Annotated in this window: 14 protein-coding genes; 10 read left to right on the forward strand and 4 right to left on the reverse strand. The window is 53.8% G+C overall.

Annotated elements, in window-relative coordinates; genetic code table 11:
- The 4 genes from HHJ19_RS00205 to HHJ19_RS00220 all read right to left on the reverse strand — a co-directional run.
- The coding region (locus HHJ19_RS00205) for a glycosyltransferase (protein ID WP_296903026.1) at positions 1 to 441 on the reverse strand (441 nt) is incomplete at its 3' end.
- Between the two features lie 5 nt (positions 442 to 446).
- Complete coding sequence (locus HHJ19_RS00210; RefSeq protein WP_296903027.1) at positions 447 to 2,105, reverse strand: glycosyltransferase family 2 protein; 1,659 nt, start codon at positions 2,103 to 2,105, stop codon at positions 447 to 449.
- Positions 2,106 to 2,619: 514 nt separating this feature from the next.
- Positions 2,620 to 4,428 carry a hydrolase gene (locus HHJ19_RS00215; protein ID WP_296903028.1) on the reverse strand — a complete coding sequence of 603 codons (1,809 nt, stop codon included), beginning with the start codon at positions 4,426 to 4,428 and terminating at the stop codon, positions 2,620 to 2,622.
- Between the two features lie 8 nt (positions 4,429 to 4,436).
- The gene (locus tag HHJ19_RS00220; RefSeq protein WP_296903030.1) at positions 4,437 to 8,192 is read right to left on the reverse strand and encodes a glycosyltransferase; all 3,756 of its coding nucleotides are present in this window, start codon (positions 8,190 to 8,192) and stop codon (positions 4,437 to 4,439) included.
- 219 nt (positions 8,193 to 8,411) lie between these two features.
- Here HHJ19_RS00220 and gspE point away from each other — a divergent pair, with 219 nt between their 5' ends.
- The 10 genes from gspE to HHJ19_RS00270 form a co-directional block, all read left to right on the forward strand.
- A complete protein-coding gene (gene gspE, locus HHJ19_RS00225; protein WP_296903032.1) occupies positions 8,412 to 10,076 on the forward strand; it encodes a type II secretion system ATPase GspE in 1,665 nt (554 codons plus the stop codon).
- A gap of 2 nt (positions 10,077 to 10,078) precedes the next feature.
- A complete protein-coding gene (locus HHJ19_RS00230; RefSeq protein ID WP_296903033.1) occupies positions 10,079 to 11,299 on the forward strand; it encodes a type II secretion system F family protein in 1,221 nt (406 codons plus the stop codon).
- A gap of 202 nt (positions 11,300 to 11,501) precedes the next feature.
- On the forward strand, positions 11,502 to 11,945 hold the full coding sequence (gene gspG / locus HHJ19_RS00235; protein WP_296903036.1) for a type II secretion system major pseudopilin GspG: 444 nt from the start codon (positions 11,502 to 11,504) through the stop codon (positions 11,943 to 11,945).
- Complete coding sequence (locus tag HHJ19_RS00240; RefSeq protein WP_296903038.1) at positions 11,924 to 12,388, forward strand: GspH/FimT family pseudopilin; 465 nt, start codon at positions 11,924 to 11,926, stop codon at positions 12,386 to 12,388. The genes gspG and HHJ19_RS00240 overlap by 22 nt, the downstream gene beginning before the upstream one ends.
- 2 nt (positions 12,389 to 12,390) lie before the next feature.
- A complete protein-coding gene (locus HHJ19_RS00245) occupies positions 12,391 to 12,783 on the forward strand; it encodes a type II secretion system protein (protein ID WP_296903040.1) in 393 nt (130 codons plus the stop codon).
- Complete coding sequence (locus HHJ19_RS00250; protein ID WP_296903041.1) at positions 12,780 to 13,427, forward strand: prepilin-type N-terminal cleavage/methylation domain-containing protein; 648 nt, start codon at positions 12,780 to 12,782, stop codon at positions 13,425 to 13,427. Before HHJ19_RS00245 ends, HHJ19_RS00250 begins: the two co-directional genes overlap by 4 nt.
- Positions 13,428 to 13,513: 86 nt before the next feature.
- Positions 13,514 to 14,344: a type II secretion system protein GspK gene (locus tag HHJ19_RS00255; protein ID WP_296903043.1), complete on the forward strand. Its 831-nt coding sequence runs from the start codon at positions 13,514 to 13,516 to the stop codon at positions 14,342 to 14,344.
- 10 nt (positions 14,345 to 14,354) lie between these two features.
- Positions 14,355 to 15,635, forward strand: a complete 1,281-nt coding sequence (locus tag HHJ19_RS00260; protein ID WP_296903044.1) for a PilN domain-containing protein — start codon at positions 14,355 to 14,357, stop codon at positions 15,633 to 15,635.
- Complete coding sequence (gene gspM, locus HHJ19_RS00265) at positions 15,635 to 16,207, forward strand: type II secretion system protein GspM (protein ID WP_296903048.1); 573 nt, start codon at positions 15,635 to 15,637, stop codon at positions 16,205 to 16,207. Before HHJ19_RS00260 ends, gspM begins: the two co-directional genes overlap by 1 nt.
- A partial coding sequence (locus tag HHJ19_RS00270; RefSeq protein ID WP_296903046.1) for a hypothetical protein occupies positions 16,204 to 16,674 on the forward strand: 471 nt, incomplete at its 3' end. The genes gspM and HHJ19_RS00270, both read left to right, overlap by 4 nt.

A 16,674-nucleotide genomic window follows, 5' to 3' on the forward strand; every position in this document is an offset into this window, starting at 1 on the left:
AATCTTTCTGGTTGTGCCAAACATATGAATACGCACAAACGGTGTGCTTATCCCGGTGCGCCGGTCCACCAGTCTGGGGCCTACCGCTGCAGGGGGAGTACCACGAGCAGTCAGGTCAGAGAATGCGCGACGCCAAACATCCACCATGCCTGGCGCCGGATTGCTATCCTGATCAAGTAATACGACGAAGTTACAACCTTCAGTGCGAGCCCTGGCTATTCCACGATTCTGGGCAGCGGCGACGCCAAGGTTTTCACCCAGTTGAAGCATCTCGCAATTGAAATCATCTGTGAATTCATTGATACGTTCTCGCGTTTCCAAGTCTGATCCATTGTCAACCACCACCAGGCAATCCACTTGAGCGCGACAGGCCAGAAGGTTTTCCCGCAGAAGCTTAAGCTCAGGCTGGTAAGTAACAACAATCGCGCAAATACGCTCCACAGCAACTATCCTGCACTACGTTCAAGGCGGCGTGGGAGTAGGGCAAGCTGAAATTCACTTGACTCAGAATGCAGATTTGGGTTGTAAGCAGGATCATCGAACATGGCGTTACCCCAGCGCTTCCGCATATGCTCAATTTCCGTCATAAAGCGCGCCTTTTTTTCTGGTGTATCTTCATATCCCCTGCTTGCTGACTCATGATGATATAGCTCCGCGTAGGGCGTCCATAGATTGCGATAACCACAGGCGGTCACCCGCATGCAGAAATCGATATCATTAAAGGCTACAGCAAACTCTTCGTCAAGCCCGCCAACCTCCTCGTATATTTTTTTCCTTACGACCAAGCAAGCTGCAGTTACTGCGACAAAATTTTGCACTAGTACGGCGCGCCCAAAGTACCCATTTTCTCCACGTCTTATCCCTTTGTGCAGATGGCTTGCCACGCCGTCGGCCATGACTACGCCAGCGTGCTGAATCGTGTTGTCGGAATACCAAAGCCGGGCACCTACTATTCCGATTTCAGGGCGCAATACCTGGCTAACCATCTCAATAAGCCAATCGGCGTTGATTACTTCCAGATCGTTATTAAGTAGACCCACGACCGTACCCCGAGCGAGCTTGACCGCAAGATTGTTGAGGCGCGAGAAATTAAATGGCCCGTCATCACCAATTACCTGAAGTCCCGGCTGGCCTTGCAGGAATTTCAGGTAATTCAATGTTGCAGGATCATCGCTACCATTGTCGACGATGATGATGTCATAGCATGGGTAGTTGGTTTTGGCCTTGATGCTGTCCAAGCAGCGTCGCAGAAATTCAAGCCCGTTGCGGGTGGGTATGACTAAAGTCACTTCGGGGGGGGGAATGGGAAGGATGTAACGTACCCGCAAACAGCCGGGTATTTCATCGGATTCATTCACCACTGCATTGACGCAGCTTCGCGCCAAGTGGTCACGCACAGCGATGCAGGCAGCTTTTGCTTTTCGCGAGAGATGGGTCTCGTCCAGTTTGACGGCTTCGACTTCCATGTATGCGTGATAAAGGATGCGAGGAATGTGGCGTATGTCAATAGCGTCAATCTGTTCTACTGCGCGCAACGCAAGATCGTAGCCACGGCTCTCACCGTAACCAGTTCGAAAGCCACACAGTTCGCGTGCCAGTTTCGTGCGTAAAACCTTGAAAGCGCCAATGTAGTCCCATGTCAGAAATAGATCCGGGTTCCAGTCAGGTTTATAGTGCGGCGCGAAGCGTCCTCCTGTACTGTCAACCTTGTCCTCGTCGGCATAAATAAGACCTGCACCGGGATGCGCAACGAGTTCTCTTGCTATCCAATATAGAGCGTGCTTATCTAGTTTTCCCAATCCATCCAGAAAAATGACAAATTCCCCACGCATTTTCCCCAAGACATCATTGGCTAATTGTTCAGTGACATCCACTTCTCTGGACTCGATTCTGATACGGGAATCGGTTGTCGCCCAGGCTCGCCAGTCTTCAGTATCTGGTGTCTTTCGGACGTCTGGGGTGACCCAGAGCTCCCAATAAGGATATATTTGGCTCCTTACCGACCCGATAGCTTCAGCAAACCGAGCAACATCCGATGAATCCGCCACGATCACAATGGATATCAGGGGGTGCCATGCAAGATCAGTCAACGCTTCAGCTTTCACGGACAAACGGGTAATCTGTCTGGTGCTAGTAATCAGCCTTGTCTTGCGCCAAACTCCCCGTACCCCATCCGCTCGCCAAAGTCTGAAAAACCCGACTGCGACTTCCAGTAATCCGCCGTGCATTTTCAATATTGATCGGATCGCACTGTAAATTTGACCAATCGATGCTAGCTTGCTCAGAATGCCTCCCAAAAACCCGAAGGCCAAAAAATTTGCTGCACATTTTTTCTAATTGGCATAATCTTTTTATTTAAAAAAATACCTGAAGATGAATAGCATATGCAAATTTATTTCAAATAAATGACAATCTCGCGGCATGATGTTCTTTTATTGAATTGCACCATCCGCCTGATAATGCGCGATCAAGTGACCTGGAATTTTGCAGGAGAAGTGGAAAAGTTGTATTTGTCTTCATAAAAATGTAAATTTTAATCCGGCAACTGTTTTGAATAGTTATTATAAAAAGATAATCAAAGCGAAAATTATTGTCGATATCAATGCAATACTGTAATTTTTAAGCTAGATACTGTTTTAGCGTCAATTCATGATTTCGTGAACTACCCCAAGCATCGAAGTTCTTGATTTGCCCAAGTAGCTGGTGAGCGTCGCCTTGAGGCTCGGTCAACAACTCGATCAGCGGCCAAGCAATTTGTAAAGGCGATGCTCGTATGCTCAGACGCTGCTGTAGCGGGCCGTAGTGCTCGACAAACGCCTCAATCCCATCGCACACTTCTTGCGCTATTTGCCGCAATTGATCGGTGCTGCCGCGCCCGGCATCCATAACTGGCTCAATGCCCTCACTGCCGGCATGTAAGCCAACCACCGAGCTGTGTGGAGCAGAGAAGAACTGTTCAACAGCAACACGATTAGCGTAAATACTGGCGACAATCGAGGCGGATGTACTGGACACGCTGATCATTGCCGACATTCGCTGGCTTTCTTCTCGTCGAATACGCTCTGGCGTATCCGCCAGGCAGAAGTAATAACCAAAAACTTCGACCTCCATCAACGGGAGCACAGCCAGCTCGAATGCCTCTTGGGTTGTGCCATTCCAGCCCACGTCAACCAGGGCTACCCGGCTTCCTGGCTTGATACCGACTTGCTTGAGATATTGATACAACGCACTACGATTGCGTTGGCAAACTTTGAGAATTTCCCAACGGTAAGCATACAAAAAGCCAGCAAGTCGTGCATGTAAAGCGGTATTTACGCGGACTTCGGCCCCCAGTTTTAGATCCCTCATAACTTGGTGCGATGGTGGCTGGACACCAATCCGTTCGAGCAATTCGTACGGTGCCAAACCATCAGATCCTGAAAGAAAAAAGGGCAGGAATTTACTAAAATTTTCAGCGGTTATGGCGGCCAGTGTGTAAGCAGTGCGTGACCCTAGGAAATAGCAGAAATCTGGAAATCCGCTATTTGCCCGCATCTTTGCGATACGTTCAAGCGAGTATCCGTCACGGGAGAGAAACAGCACATGATCAATGCCATCCAGTTGAGCGCGCTCCTGTATCCACTCAAAAAACCCCAGGTTTGCTGAACCGCCATATATAAAGCCTAGTTCGATGTAGGAGTTCGGCGGTATGTCGCGAGCACTTGTACCTAATAAACCATAGCCAATCGAAGATGCCAGAGAAGCGGGCTTCTTGGTCGCCTGCCTATTGGCGGCGCGATAGTGAAATGCCATTAGACCGCGTTCGCGTGGGCGCGTTACATCTGCCAGCAGGTTGTCGCCAATATGCAAAATGTCTTCAACTGGTAAACCTAACTCTTTGGCCACGACATCGAACAATTCCCCCGCATCACGCTTGGTGGCATTGCAATCGGCTGAGATGAATAATTGCACATGTGCCAAATCATGGGGGCGAAGCGCCTCGACAAAAAAATCGGCAGGAAAATACATGTCCGAAGTAATGACGACGGACTTGCCTGCCTTTACCAACGCTGAAAACAATGCAAACATCTCTGGATTCGGTTCTATCAGGGCCAATTCCAACGCATACTCTGCCCGCATCAGTTCGGAACTGCCCACCTCTGTTTTGGTGAAACAGGCGTAGATGTCCCTTAACGTGATTTCTTTGCGACCAGCCGCATGCATGCGGCGGAAAGCCTCCGCTTGGGCTGCGCGGCGGTGATCACGAAAATCCGGCATAGCGAATTGTCGGCCAAGAATATCAAATGCATCTTCTGGATTTGCCAAGGGACGGACAAACAGGGTGTCGAAAAAGTCGAAGGAAATAGCCGCTGCGCGGTCGATAAGTTCTTCAAGTTCCCTGGATGTGGGTGGCAATTGATTTGTTTGCCAAACTTTATGGCTATGCATTGTGTCTATCAGTTCGGCACTTCGAAGTTGAGTCCGCAGGGATCCAGATTTGGGTTGTGAAACGGGTCGTATTGGAAGTAGTGCGGGTGCGTGTCATACAGTCGACCGAGTTCCTGATAAAGGCGCGCCTGTTTGGCCGGATCAACATGATCGAGGCCCCGACTGACAGACTCGTGATGAATCAGGGTGACTGCTTGGCAAACCACATTGTAAAACCCATTTTCTATGCCGCGCAAGCAAAGTTCTACATCGTTGTAAGCAATAGGAAAGCTTATATCGAATCCCCCCAAAGAGTGAAACTTTTTAGTTTCGATCATCAGGCACGCACCGGTAACTGCCAACCAATCATACTCAAGCAGGTTTCGCATGAAGTAACCAGGCATATCACAGCGACAATGAAGAAATGCATGTACTGGGCCGATCGTGAGATTTAGAACCCCTGCATGCTGAATTTCCATGCTTTCGGGATAGAGTAGCTTGGCACCCACCGCAGCAGTATGCGGTAATTGCGCATAACCGCCCATCCGTTCCAGCCAATCGTTGCAAAGTACCTCAGTGTCATCGTTGAGGAATAGCAGCAGTTTACCAGCGGCATGCTGGGCCCCAATATTATTCAATTCGGAAAAATTAAAGGGAGCGTCATGCCGAATCACCCGGGCCTGTCCTGCATTCATCACCTCCTGCAAATAGTCTAGCGTCAAACGATCTACTGAGCCGTTATCGAGAATAATGATTTCAAAGTGGCGGTAGGTACTTTTCTGCTGGATTGATTCAATGCAGCAGCGCAGCACTTGACCTCTGTCTCGACTTGGGATGATGATCGAAATTTGGGGTGTATCCTGCAGGTAATAGTTAATTCTAAAATATCCCGGCACCTGAACAACTGGTTCCACAACGCCTTCCAGCCCCCGCCGCGCCAAGGCATCAATGCGAACACGGCGCGAGGCATCCAGGACATAGGGCTTGGCGGCGATATCCGAGGCGACTGAAGCAGGAATAATGCGCCAGTGATAGAGCACCTTGGGGATATGACTTATGCGACTCGTATTTTCAGCGACACGCAAAACGAAGTCCCAGTCTTGGCATCCATCGAATTGGGAGCGCAGACCGCCGACTTTTCCCAGCAAACTTCGACGCACGCACGAAACATGGCCCGTGAACATGGTGCTCATCATGGTGTTTGGTGACCAGTCGGGCTTGAAGTGTGGCTGGGTATACTCGTTTTTCTCGGTGAGTTTGTCTTCATCGCTATAGATGAAATCCGGCTCTTCACGAGAAATGCACAATGCCAGCTCGTAAAGGCAGTCTACAGTGAGTTCATCATCGTGATCCATAAACACGATGAAATCACCATCAACAGCGTCAAGCGCTGCATTGGTCGCACCTGCAATGCCCTGATTGCTCTCCAATCGCAGAAGCTTAATTTTGGGATGGTCGATTCGGGCTAAAGCGTTGCGTGTTTCCTCTGCGGGACTGGCGTCGTCGGCCAATATCAGTTGCCAGTGCGGATACCACTGCGCCTGCACTGATGAGAGCACGGCATCCAGTAGTGCGGGCGCGGTGTTGTAAACTGGAACGACGATAGAAAACCTTATTGCAGAACCAAGCGCATTAAGTCGCGTGTCGATATCCGCGGGGAGTTGTGGCTCTATATAGGTGTAGCCTTTAGAGGTCGGCGACAAGTCGTAACGCCCCTGCAAATCGCGCACAATAAAAGTGGGTTTCAATGCAAAGCCCATTGTTTCCGACTGCAACGCTTGGGAGCGGCTCGCAACGTTCTGCTGACGCCGTATACGTGCTTTTATCCCTTGCAAGCCTTCATCGCGCCAAACTCGCAGGACACTGCTCAAAAGAGAGCTTGGGGATTGGTCGCGAAGCCGGGTAATTGCCACGACCCGAACAAGCTCCACCTTGCGCCACAAATCGTGGCTCATGGTCGATCCGAAAAATATACGCTTGAATTTCCGGCCGCAATTGCCGACCCACCTTACCGGGGTGCTCAAGCGCCAGCTGTTTGAAGTAAAAATATCTTCAATTCGAGCGTCTCTAGCCCCAATCAGTCGGTCCTTTTCTTGCAGTTGATTTTCCAATTCAGCAGCGTTTCTTTTCTCTTGGACAATAGCTTGTCCCCGCTCAGCGGTGGTTTTCTCAAGTTCAGCGACGATTTTCTCTAGCTCGGCAGTGTTTTTCTCCATCCCTCTCAGTCTGAGTTCTCGTTCCTCGAGAATCGAAATTGACTGGTCAAGTTCATTTCTTAACAGGGCGATGGGTTCGCTTGCCACACAGGATGTAGCCTTGATCAGGTCATCGATTTGCGCGCCCGACCAGAGAATCTTCCATTTCTCGAAAATTTGTTCCCTGGCTTGTCGCTTAATCGCATTGTCCGCATGCACGCCAACGCCGGATGTGCCACTAGCCCGATAATAGGCTCGTATTTTGGGAACATGAATAAAGCCGGTCAATTGTGAAAGCTGCAGCAGGAAATCCCAGTCCTCGTATACCGCGAATGTTTCGTCGAAACATAATCCCTGTCCCAGTAGCGTTCGCGCAAACATCATGGCATGAATAGGGATGTAATTTCCGCTACGCAAGCGCCCTGCATCGAAAGGCTCGTTGAACGGGGAAAGTTCCAGTTTTTCCCGGTTTTCTCCACGGAATTCGACACCAGAGTAGGCAACACGTTGGGAGGTATTGGCTTTCAGCACCGCTACCAGTCCCGAAACGTGGTTCGGTGCAAACCAGTCGTCATCGTCTAGAAACATCAGATAATCGCCAGCTGCGCGCTCGATCCCCACATTGGCCGCCCGGCTCCGCATCAGGGGTATACCTGTGTTTACCATACGTAACGGGAAGCGCCCGCACCAATTCCCAAGTGGGCGGTGTTCTTCTGCCCGGGCGTTGATTACAACCACTTCAATATTGGTGTAAGTCTGCAATGCCAGCGAATCGAGAGCGTCCTGCAATTGTGGCCGGTCCATGCTGCGGATGAGTACACTCACCAATGGCGCATCCGCAGGCATCATAGGCAAGCCCATTTTGAACTGACGTTGATGCTCGGATTCATTGATATTCAATACATCGTTTTTCAAGTCTTCCGCTCGCGCGAGGAAGTAAGCTTCTGCTGCTGTCGCTTGCGAACCAAGGGTATGAGTTCTGAAGCGATTCAGTGCGCCGATTTGCTCGTCATAAGGGTGTTCCTTAAATTTAGAGACGAAGCATGCCATGGCATTTTGCTTGCAGTCCCGAATATCCGTGATATCCAGCAACAGATTTGGACGCATCATCGGTACGTCCACTTCGTACATGGCTAGCTTTGGATTTGAATCATGTCTCCTGACTGCTTCCAACGCCGCCATTGCCAAGGCGCGACGATCGGGATTCATTTCATAGATGGATGGCGCGTATATCAAATCCGCTCCAAGCGCCGTAATGAGGTTTTCGATGCGTTGCACGAGGAACTCGCCATACTCAAGCCCGTGGTCCAGTAGTCCCCAAAAGTCTGGTTTGCCGTACCCCAGAATTCTGGCAGCCTCGTTGCTTTCCTCTCGGCGCAACTCAGAGTCGGTCGACTGCGGTTCTGCGTTCCCGATGCTATATCTGCCATCAATCAGTATGCTGACTTGTAGAAAGTCTCCAGCCGCAACATGGCGCAAGATCGCCCCGCCACAACCAAATACCTCGTCGCCCGGGTGCGGTGCCAGAACCAACGCTTTTTTGCCCTCTATTCTGAATGCCGCCTTGTAAGGCACTAACGGTCGTTCCATTTTTCCTAACCTTGCCCCGTGGAGCAATTCGTCATTTGTTCAGGTGGGGCAGTCCAGTTGGCCAGGGAAAGGGACTTTTACAGACCATGAAGAGTGCTTTTATGATGCCGGTTGGCTGGGCCCGGTGATGGGTGTTTGCCGGTTGGGTGCGTGCTATTATCTCTTCTCTTTTTTTCTTCGCGGAAAGCTACAGAGTTGGCCAAGCATTTGGGAGAAATTTTGATCGAGCGCGGTAAGTTGGACGCCGCTAATTTCGAACGCGCGCTGCGTATTTATGAAGCGGATAAACGAGAGCAGATCGGTGATATTCTGGTCAGGGCCGGCATGGTAGCCGAGCGGGATGTGGTGGACGCGCTGTCCGCCCAGCTTGATTTGCCAGTGGTCGCAATGACCGATTACCCAGAATTGCCGGTACTCGAAGAGCGCGTCACTGTGCGCTTCATAAAGGAGGCCAAGGCGCTGCCCCTGCATGAGGATGACGAGCATCTGGTGCTGGCCATGGTTAATCCTCAGGATGAATACGTTCTCAACGCCTTTCGCTTGGTAACCCGGCGCAAAATCATGGTCCGCCTCGCCGTGCCGTCCGAGCTTGACGCCGCTTTCGAGCGACTTTACGGCAGCGGTAAGTCTTCCATGGACCAGATCGTCGGTGAAGTGGAAACTCGCGAGGACGAGAGCGGCAATGAGGATTTGCAGCAACTCAAGGAACTCGCCTCCGAAGCGCCCATCATCCGGCTGGTGAGTCTGATCATCAGTCATGCGTTGCAGGCCCGAGCCTCCGATATTCACATCGAGCCATTCGAGAATCGTTTAATCGTGCGCTATCGGGTTGACGGCGTGATGCACGAAGTGGAGTCCCCGCCGCGCCGCTTTTCCGCGGCGGTTATTTCCCGGATCAAGATCATGGCCAGTCTCGATATCGCCGAGAGACGTCTGCCGCAGGACGGGCGTATCAAGCTGCGTATCCAGGGCAAGGAAATCGACCTTCGCGTATCCACCGTGCCCATCATGCACGGCGAGAGCGTGGTAATGCGTATTCTCGACAAAAGCGGAACGGCGCTCGATTTCGCGACCCTGGGCTTTGACCCTCATGTGCTCGAGCGTTTCCTGCAGGTGCTGATGCAGCCGCACGGCATCGTGCTGGTCACTGGCCCCACCGGGTCGGGCAAGACCACAACCTTGTATACCGCTCTGGACAGGCTCAACAATCCGGACCTCAAGATACTCACGGTTGAAGATCCGGTGGAATACCAGATGGAGGGCATCAATCAAATCCAGGTCAAGCCCCAGATCGGTCTGACGTTTGCCAATGCACTTCGCTCCATCGTGCGGCAAGACCCTGACGTCATCATGATCGGTGAAATCCGCGACCTGGAAACGGCTCAAATTGCAGTGCAGGCGGCGCTTACAGGCCACATGGTGCTCTCTACCTTGCACACTAACGACGCTGCCAGCACGATCAATCGACTGCTCGATATGGGCATGGACGATTATCTGCTGACCTCGACCGTGAATGGCATCCTCGCGCAGCGTTTGGTGCGAACGCTTTGCATGTATTGTCGCGAGGCCCACCCCGCCTTGCCTGAGGTGGTGGAAGAAATGCAGTTGAGGCGTTACACGCAGGCTGACCCGGTCATGTTGTACCGCCCAGTCGGTTGCGAGGCGTGTGGCGGCACCGGCTACTTAGGCCGTATCAGCATTGTGGAGTTGCTGGTCATGTCCGACGCCATTCGCAGCATGATCATGCGCCATGTCACGGCGGGCGAGATTCGCCAGCTGGCAATTGTCGAAGGAATGCAGACCATGTACGAAAACGGACTTTCCAAAACGGTAGTGGGTGTGACCACCATCGAGGAAGTCTTGCGCGTGACGCGCGAGGAGTAGTCTTGTCTTGGTATCGGTACAAGGCGGTTACGGCCACTGGAGAAATGCAGGAAGGCGAGATGGAGGGGGTTGCCCGGCCCGCGGTGGTCGAGCGCCTCAAGGGCATGGGCCTGATTCCTATCCTTGTTGACGAGACCACCGCAAAACCGGTCAGCGCCAATGTCGGGCACGGGCTGTTCCGGAAAAATCGGGTTACGCAGGACGACGTTGCCGTCTTTACGCAGGAAATCGCTACTCTGCTCAAAGCTGGCTTGCCGCTGGACCGCTGCCTGGAAATTCTCATCGGTTTGTCCGCAAGCGAGCCGGTGCGCCAGTTGATGACCCAGGTGCGTGAGGATGTCCGTGGCGGCGCGGCCCTGTCAAAAGCGATGGAAACCCAGCAAGGCGTGTTCTCGCGGTTTTATCTCAACATGATCCGCGCTGGCGAGGCGGGAGGGGCGCTCGACGTGGTGCTTCAGCGGCTTACCGAATTCATGGAGCGTTCAAAAGAACTCCGGGAAACAGTCAAATCTGCGCTGATGTACCCCGCCATTCTGATCGGTGTTGCGGTGCTTTCTGTGGTCATTTTGCTGATGTGGGTGGTACCGCAGTTTTCTCAAATGTTCGAGGAATCCGGCAAGGCCTTGCCTCTTCCTACTCAGATCGTCATTGGAGCTGGTGATGCCGTGAGGAGCTACTGGTGGGCTATGTTGCTGTGCGGAATTGGCGTGTATTCATGGTTCGCACGGCAAATGCGGGAGCCGGCAAGTCGTTACAAGTGGGACAAGCGTCTGCTGGCTCTGCCACTGGTCGGTGATCTGGTGGGCAAGCTTGAGGTTGCACGGTTTTCCCGTACATTGGGCACCCTGATTGGCAATGGAGTGACCTTGCTCACGGCGCTTTCTATCGTCAAGGACACCTTGAGCAACACCGTGATGGCGGAGGGGCTCACCTTCGTTGCCACGCAACTCAAGGAGGGCAAGGGGCTGGGCAAACCTTTGATGGAAACCCGGCTGTTTCCCAAACTGGCGGTGCATCTGGTCATGGTGGGCGAGGAAACAGGCAAATTGCAGGAAATGCTGATCCGCGTTGCGGATATTTACGACCGCGAAGTGCAAGGTGCGGTCAAGCGCATGCTGGCGCTCATGGAGCCGGTGTTGATCCTTGGTTTGGGTCTGGTTATCGGCGGCATCATTATGTCAATACTGGTGGCGATATTGAGCGTGAATGATTTGGCGATGTGACATAATTTGGCGAAATTTGCATGCTCCGATCTGGCGTTCGCGAAGGTAGGAGGCAACGCCTCGTCGCTTGCGTCTTCCTGAAGCTGCGGCAACTCGCGGTCTTTTTTCCCACAAAGACACTGGCATTCATGATGCCGACCGAGGTCTCAAGCCGTCGCAAAATAACACCGCAAGCAATTTTGGTTTTTTGGAGAGGTAGTAGATGCAAAGTAAACAATTGGGTCAGCGGCAACGGGGATTCACACTCATCGAGTTGCTCGTGGTGCTCGTGATTCTTGGTCTTCTGGCCAGTGTTGCTGGTCCTAAGGTGATCAGCTATCTTGGCGGGGCGAAATCCGACACCGCCAGACTTCAGACGGAGCAGTTTGGTGCCAGCCTTGATCTTTACAAACTGGAAACCGGCCGCTATCCCACCACCCAGGAAGGTTTGCAGGCCTTGGTGCAGCAACCCCCGGGGGCGACAGGCTGGAATGGTCCGTATCTAAAAAAGAAAACCGTGCCCAAGGATCCTTGGGGCAACGACTACCGTTATATTTCGCCTGGCCTGCACGGCAGCTACGACGTCAGTTCCCTGGGAGCTGATAACCGCGAAGGCGGTGACGGTGAGAACAAGGATATCAACGGTTGGGAAGACGGCAAAAAGTAAGGCTGGCCACCCAGGCTGGCTTTACCCTGATCGAACTCCTCGTGGTAACCATCATCATGGTGATGGCTTACTCCCTGGCGGGACCACTTGTTTCTTCGGGCGTTTCAAGCACCGAGCTCAAGGCTTCGGCGCGCCAGCTGGCCGCGGGTTTGCGCAGGGCGCGCAGCGAGGCAGTTGCTCAAAGGCGCGAGTCAGTACTCACCATTGACGTGGAAGGGCGTCGCTTCCAGCTTAGCGGTGATCCCCGCCTGTATCGCCTGCCAAAGGATGTCGACGTAAAACTTTTCACCGCCCAGTCAGAACTCGTCAATACAAATACCGGCTCCATCCGTTTTTTCCCCGATGGCGGTTCTACCGGCGGACGCATAACGGTGACAGCGAAACAACGCCAATATGCCGTGGATGTCAACTGGCTGACTGGCCAGGTCGCCATTCTCGACTGATCATGCGGACAAAAAATAGGGGTATGACCCTCATTGAAGTGTTGGTAGCTTTTGTCGTCCTTTCGCTGGCGATGGGCGTGATCATGCAAATATTTTCGGGTGGCATGCGCAATGCCCGGCGAGCTGAAGGCTACAGTCGCGCGGTATTTTTGGCCGAGTCGAGGCTCGCTGCCGTGGGTCTTGAGCAGCCTTTGGTGCCCGGCGAGGTCAGTGGTCAGTTGAGCTCCGATCTGCGCTGGCGCGTGACTATCAACCCCTTCGATGATGGTGGCGTTTCCGATCAGTTTGTGATCCCGGTGCGCCTGTATGAGGTTCGGGTGACGGTCAGCTGGAACGAGGACGGCCGGCAACGCCTGGTCGAACTCGGCTCGTTGCGGCTTGGGCCAAAACAATGACTACTAACAGAAGCTTGCGCCAGCAGGGTTTTACTCTGCTTGAGCTCTTGATCGCGATCACGCTGCTGGGTTTCATTTTAGTGCTGCTTTTCGGCGGTTTGCGATTGGGCGTACGCAGCTGGGATGCGGCTCAGAAACAGGTCGACAGCCTCAACTCGGTTCGCTCGTTAGAGAACTTTCTGCGCAGGGAAATGAGCGTGATCCATCCCTACCGATGGAAGAATGGCCCGACCAGGCCCCTGGCCTTTCTTGGTGAGCGCGACAAGCTCAGTTTTGTCGCCCCCTTGCCCTCTCGTGTCGGGGGTGGTGGTTTGTATGTGATTTCGATTGCTCTGGAGCAGCAAGCAAAAGACAAACGCGTCATCTGGAGGTACCTTCCCCTGAGTGCGCAAATGCAGGATTTTTCCGCGCTGTCAGAAACCACGCAAATGGTGCTGGCCGCTTCCGAGCTGTCCCAGGTTGAGGACATCTGGCTCAGTTACTTCGGGCGAGAAAATGAGGCTGCGGCGCCGCGCTGGATGGATCGCTGGGAAAACGAGGCGTTTCTTCCCATGCTGATCCGGGTCCAGGTCAGGCTTGCCAATGGGGCTGAATGGCCCGATTTCGTGGTCGCGCCCATGCTGTCTAAGGATTTGGCGAGATGATGCGGCGCCAAGGCGGTGTGGCACTGGTGCTTGTGCTGTGGGTTATTACTTTACTGGCTGTGATAGCGGGAAATTTTGCGTTCAGCATGCGCGGCGAAGCGCAGATCGCGCGCAATCTGCTGCTTAACGCGCAGGCGCAAGCCCGAGCCGACGCTGGCGTGCAACTGGCCTGGTTCGAATTGATGAAACCAGCCGCTGACCCACGTCGCTGGCGGGCGAATGGCGTGGTGCATGAGTTCGTGCAAGATGGCACCGTGGTGCGGGTTTCTATCCTTGATGAGGGTGGTAAAATTGATTTGAACGCTGCATCTGATGCGCTGTTGAAAGGGCTGTTCAAGTCTGTTGGTTTGACCGATCAGGCCAGTGCCTCTTTGGCTGACACCGTTCTTGACTGGCGCAGTCCGGGTGCCCTAAAACGTCTCAATGGAGCTAAAGACGAGGAATATCGCGCGGCGGGCAAAAATTATGGCCCTCCCAATGCGCCCTTTGAAACCACCGACGAATTGCAACGGGTTCTGGGCATGACGCCAGAGCTGTTTCGCAAGCTGGCTTCAGCTTTGACGGTTTACTCCAGGCTACCCGGTGTCAATACCAGTGTTGCTTCGCGGGAGGTGCTACTTGCCATCCCCGGTGTGAATCCTGCAATGGTTGAGCAATTTTTGCTTCAGCGCCAGGATGCACTTTCCACAGGCCAGCCGGTACCGCCTTTGCCAGGCGCAGATTCTTTTTCATCCAATTCAACAGGCATAGCGGCATATCTGGTGCGCAGTGAGGCCAAGATGGCCGACGGCACTGTATTCGTACGGCAGGCCACAGGCTGGTTGACCCGGTCTCCAAAACGTCCAATTCAGGTGCTGGCATGGGGCGAAGGCGATACTGAGCCCCCTGCGCTCAATAATACGACGGCAAAAAATTGACAAAATGGTGATGACTACTTCGATCGAAAATTATCAACAAACCCTGGAACGGCTGAAAAATCAGCTTCTCGCCAGCCGTTTTCTGCGCTGGTGGTTTGGCGAGTTATCCAGTCTGGTGCCCGCCAAAATGCGGGCAACTGGTCTGGATGCCGAAAGTTTTACATTGGTGCGAGTGGATCGGACTGCCATTTTGCTGCGCCGCTTTCAAAACGGTCAAATGCAGGAGGCCGATAGCGTTGCTTTACACACGCTGGACCCAGCCGGTCAACGCCAAGCCTTTCTGGTTGCACTTGACAAGATGGGCGCCGGCCAGCGGGATGTGGCGCTTACCTTGCCGCCCGACCGCGTCCTGCGCAAAACCTTGACGCTGCCTTTGGCTACCGAGGAGAACCTGCGCCAGGTGCTCGAATTCCAGATGGAGGAGCACACGCCCTTTTCTGCGACCCAGCTTTATTTTGGCTTCCGTGTGACCGGGCGGGATTTCGAGCGTGGCCAATTGGCGGTCGAGTTTGTCGCCACGCCGCGTGAGGACGTGGACGCATCAATAAAAACGCTCAACGACTGGGGTACCACGGTGCGCGCAGTAATCGCAGAGGAAACTCTGTTTCCCGGACAACTGGTCAACATGCTTCCTGTTGAGCAAGGCAAGACGCCATCCATGATGCTCCAGGGTTTCAATCCGTGGCTGGTCGGGCTGGTGGTGGTGCTGGCGCTGGCCGCCATGACCGTGCCGCTGCTGATCAAGCGCGAAGCCGTGGTGCAGTTGTTGCCGTGGCTCGAAAAAGGCAAAACGGCCGCAGAAACCGCTGACACCCTGCGGCGTGATCTGGAAGCCAAAGTCGATGAACATAACTACCTGCTGGAAAAACGGCAAATGCTTCCCCCCGTCATCATTGCGCTGGAGGAATTGACCCGTATTCTTCCTGACGATACCTGGGTTCAGCAGCTTGACATCAAGGGGAAGGAATTGCAGATCCAGGGTGAAACTGCGTCTTCGGTCAGGCTGATCGGTTTGTTCGAGCAGTCCGGCACGTTTCATGACGCAAGTTTTCGTTCGCCTCTGACCAAGGGCCAGACCAGCGGCTCTGAGCGTTACCAGCTCGCATTACAAATGCGGCCGATGGCAACAAGGCCTGCAAGCGCGCTTGCAGCCTTACCCCCGACCGCCCAGCCCTTTCCTGTCGCGATGCAAGCGCCGGCGAGCCCTGCCGTCACTTCGGTCAGCTCTTCCGCGCCTTCAACTGCTGCGCAGAGTAAAGCCCCCGCACCAGTGGCAGAGAGAAAACCGTGATGCAGTTGAGCCCCAAACAAAGCAGGGCAGCCGCGCTGGCGCTGCTTGCTGCCGTGCTGGTGCTGGCCGCAAGCATCGTGGCGGTGCCCTTGTGGCTGCTTAACCGCCACTATGACGTCGCGGTCGAAGATGCCGTGACGCGGCTTGAGCGCTACGCCAGAATAGCCGGCATGCGCGACGGTCTTCTCAGGAAATCTGCAGAGGTCAAAGCGCTTGCAGCAAACCATCACTATCTGAAAAGCGCCAGCCCGGCGCTGGCTGCGGCCGAACTGCAGGAGCAGGCCAAGGTCATCCTTGAGGCGAACGGTGGCAAGCTCAACAGCATTCAAATTCTTCCCCATAAAGATGAGGGAGCCTACCGGCAGGTTTCTGTCACGCTGCAATTGAGCGCGCCCCTGAGCGCGGTAAAAGCCATGCTGTATGCGCTTGAGTCGGCGCGGCCCTATCTTTTCATCGATAACTTCTCGGTTCGATCGCCCATGGGCTTTGGCCCGCGCGTTGATCCTGCAATCGAGCCAGATTTGACGGTTCAATTCGACTTGACCGGCTATGCCCTGAAAGGCGCGCAATGAAAGCGGCACTGGGAAAGGAAAAATATCTTGCGCTGGCCCTGGCGTCGATCTCCCTGCTGCTGGTTGGCGTGCTGTTGTGGGAATGGGCGCAGGGCAAAAATCTTGAGCGTGATCTGCTGAAAATGCGCAAGCTGCCCGTCACCGCCGTGCCGCCACAAAAAATTCTGCCCGAATTCAGCTTGCCTGACAAGGAAACCGGCTTTCCCGAGCTGCTTTCCCGCCCGGTGTTTTCGGTCAGCCGCCGCTCAACCGGCACTGCTGCCAAAGGTATTGCGTCCATGAAAAAGGGCCAGTTCGTGCTGGTCGGCGTGCTCATCTCCCCGCGCCAGACTTCTGCCCTGTTGCGCGACGTAGTGAGTAATAAAACCGAAACAGTGACGCTGGTCGGAGTGGTGCGTGGTCTGACGCTGGGCGAAGTCAAAGCCGATCGGGTCGTCTTGCGTCAGGGGGCAGAGAGCGAAGAACTC

This window comes from Polaromonas sp. (assembly GCF_012927415.1).
Lineage (GTDB): Bacteria > Pseudomonadota > Gammaproteobacteria > Burkholderiales > Burkholderiaceae_C > Polaromonas.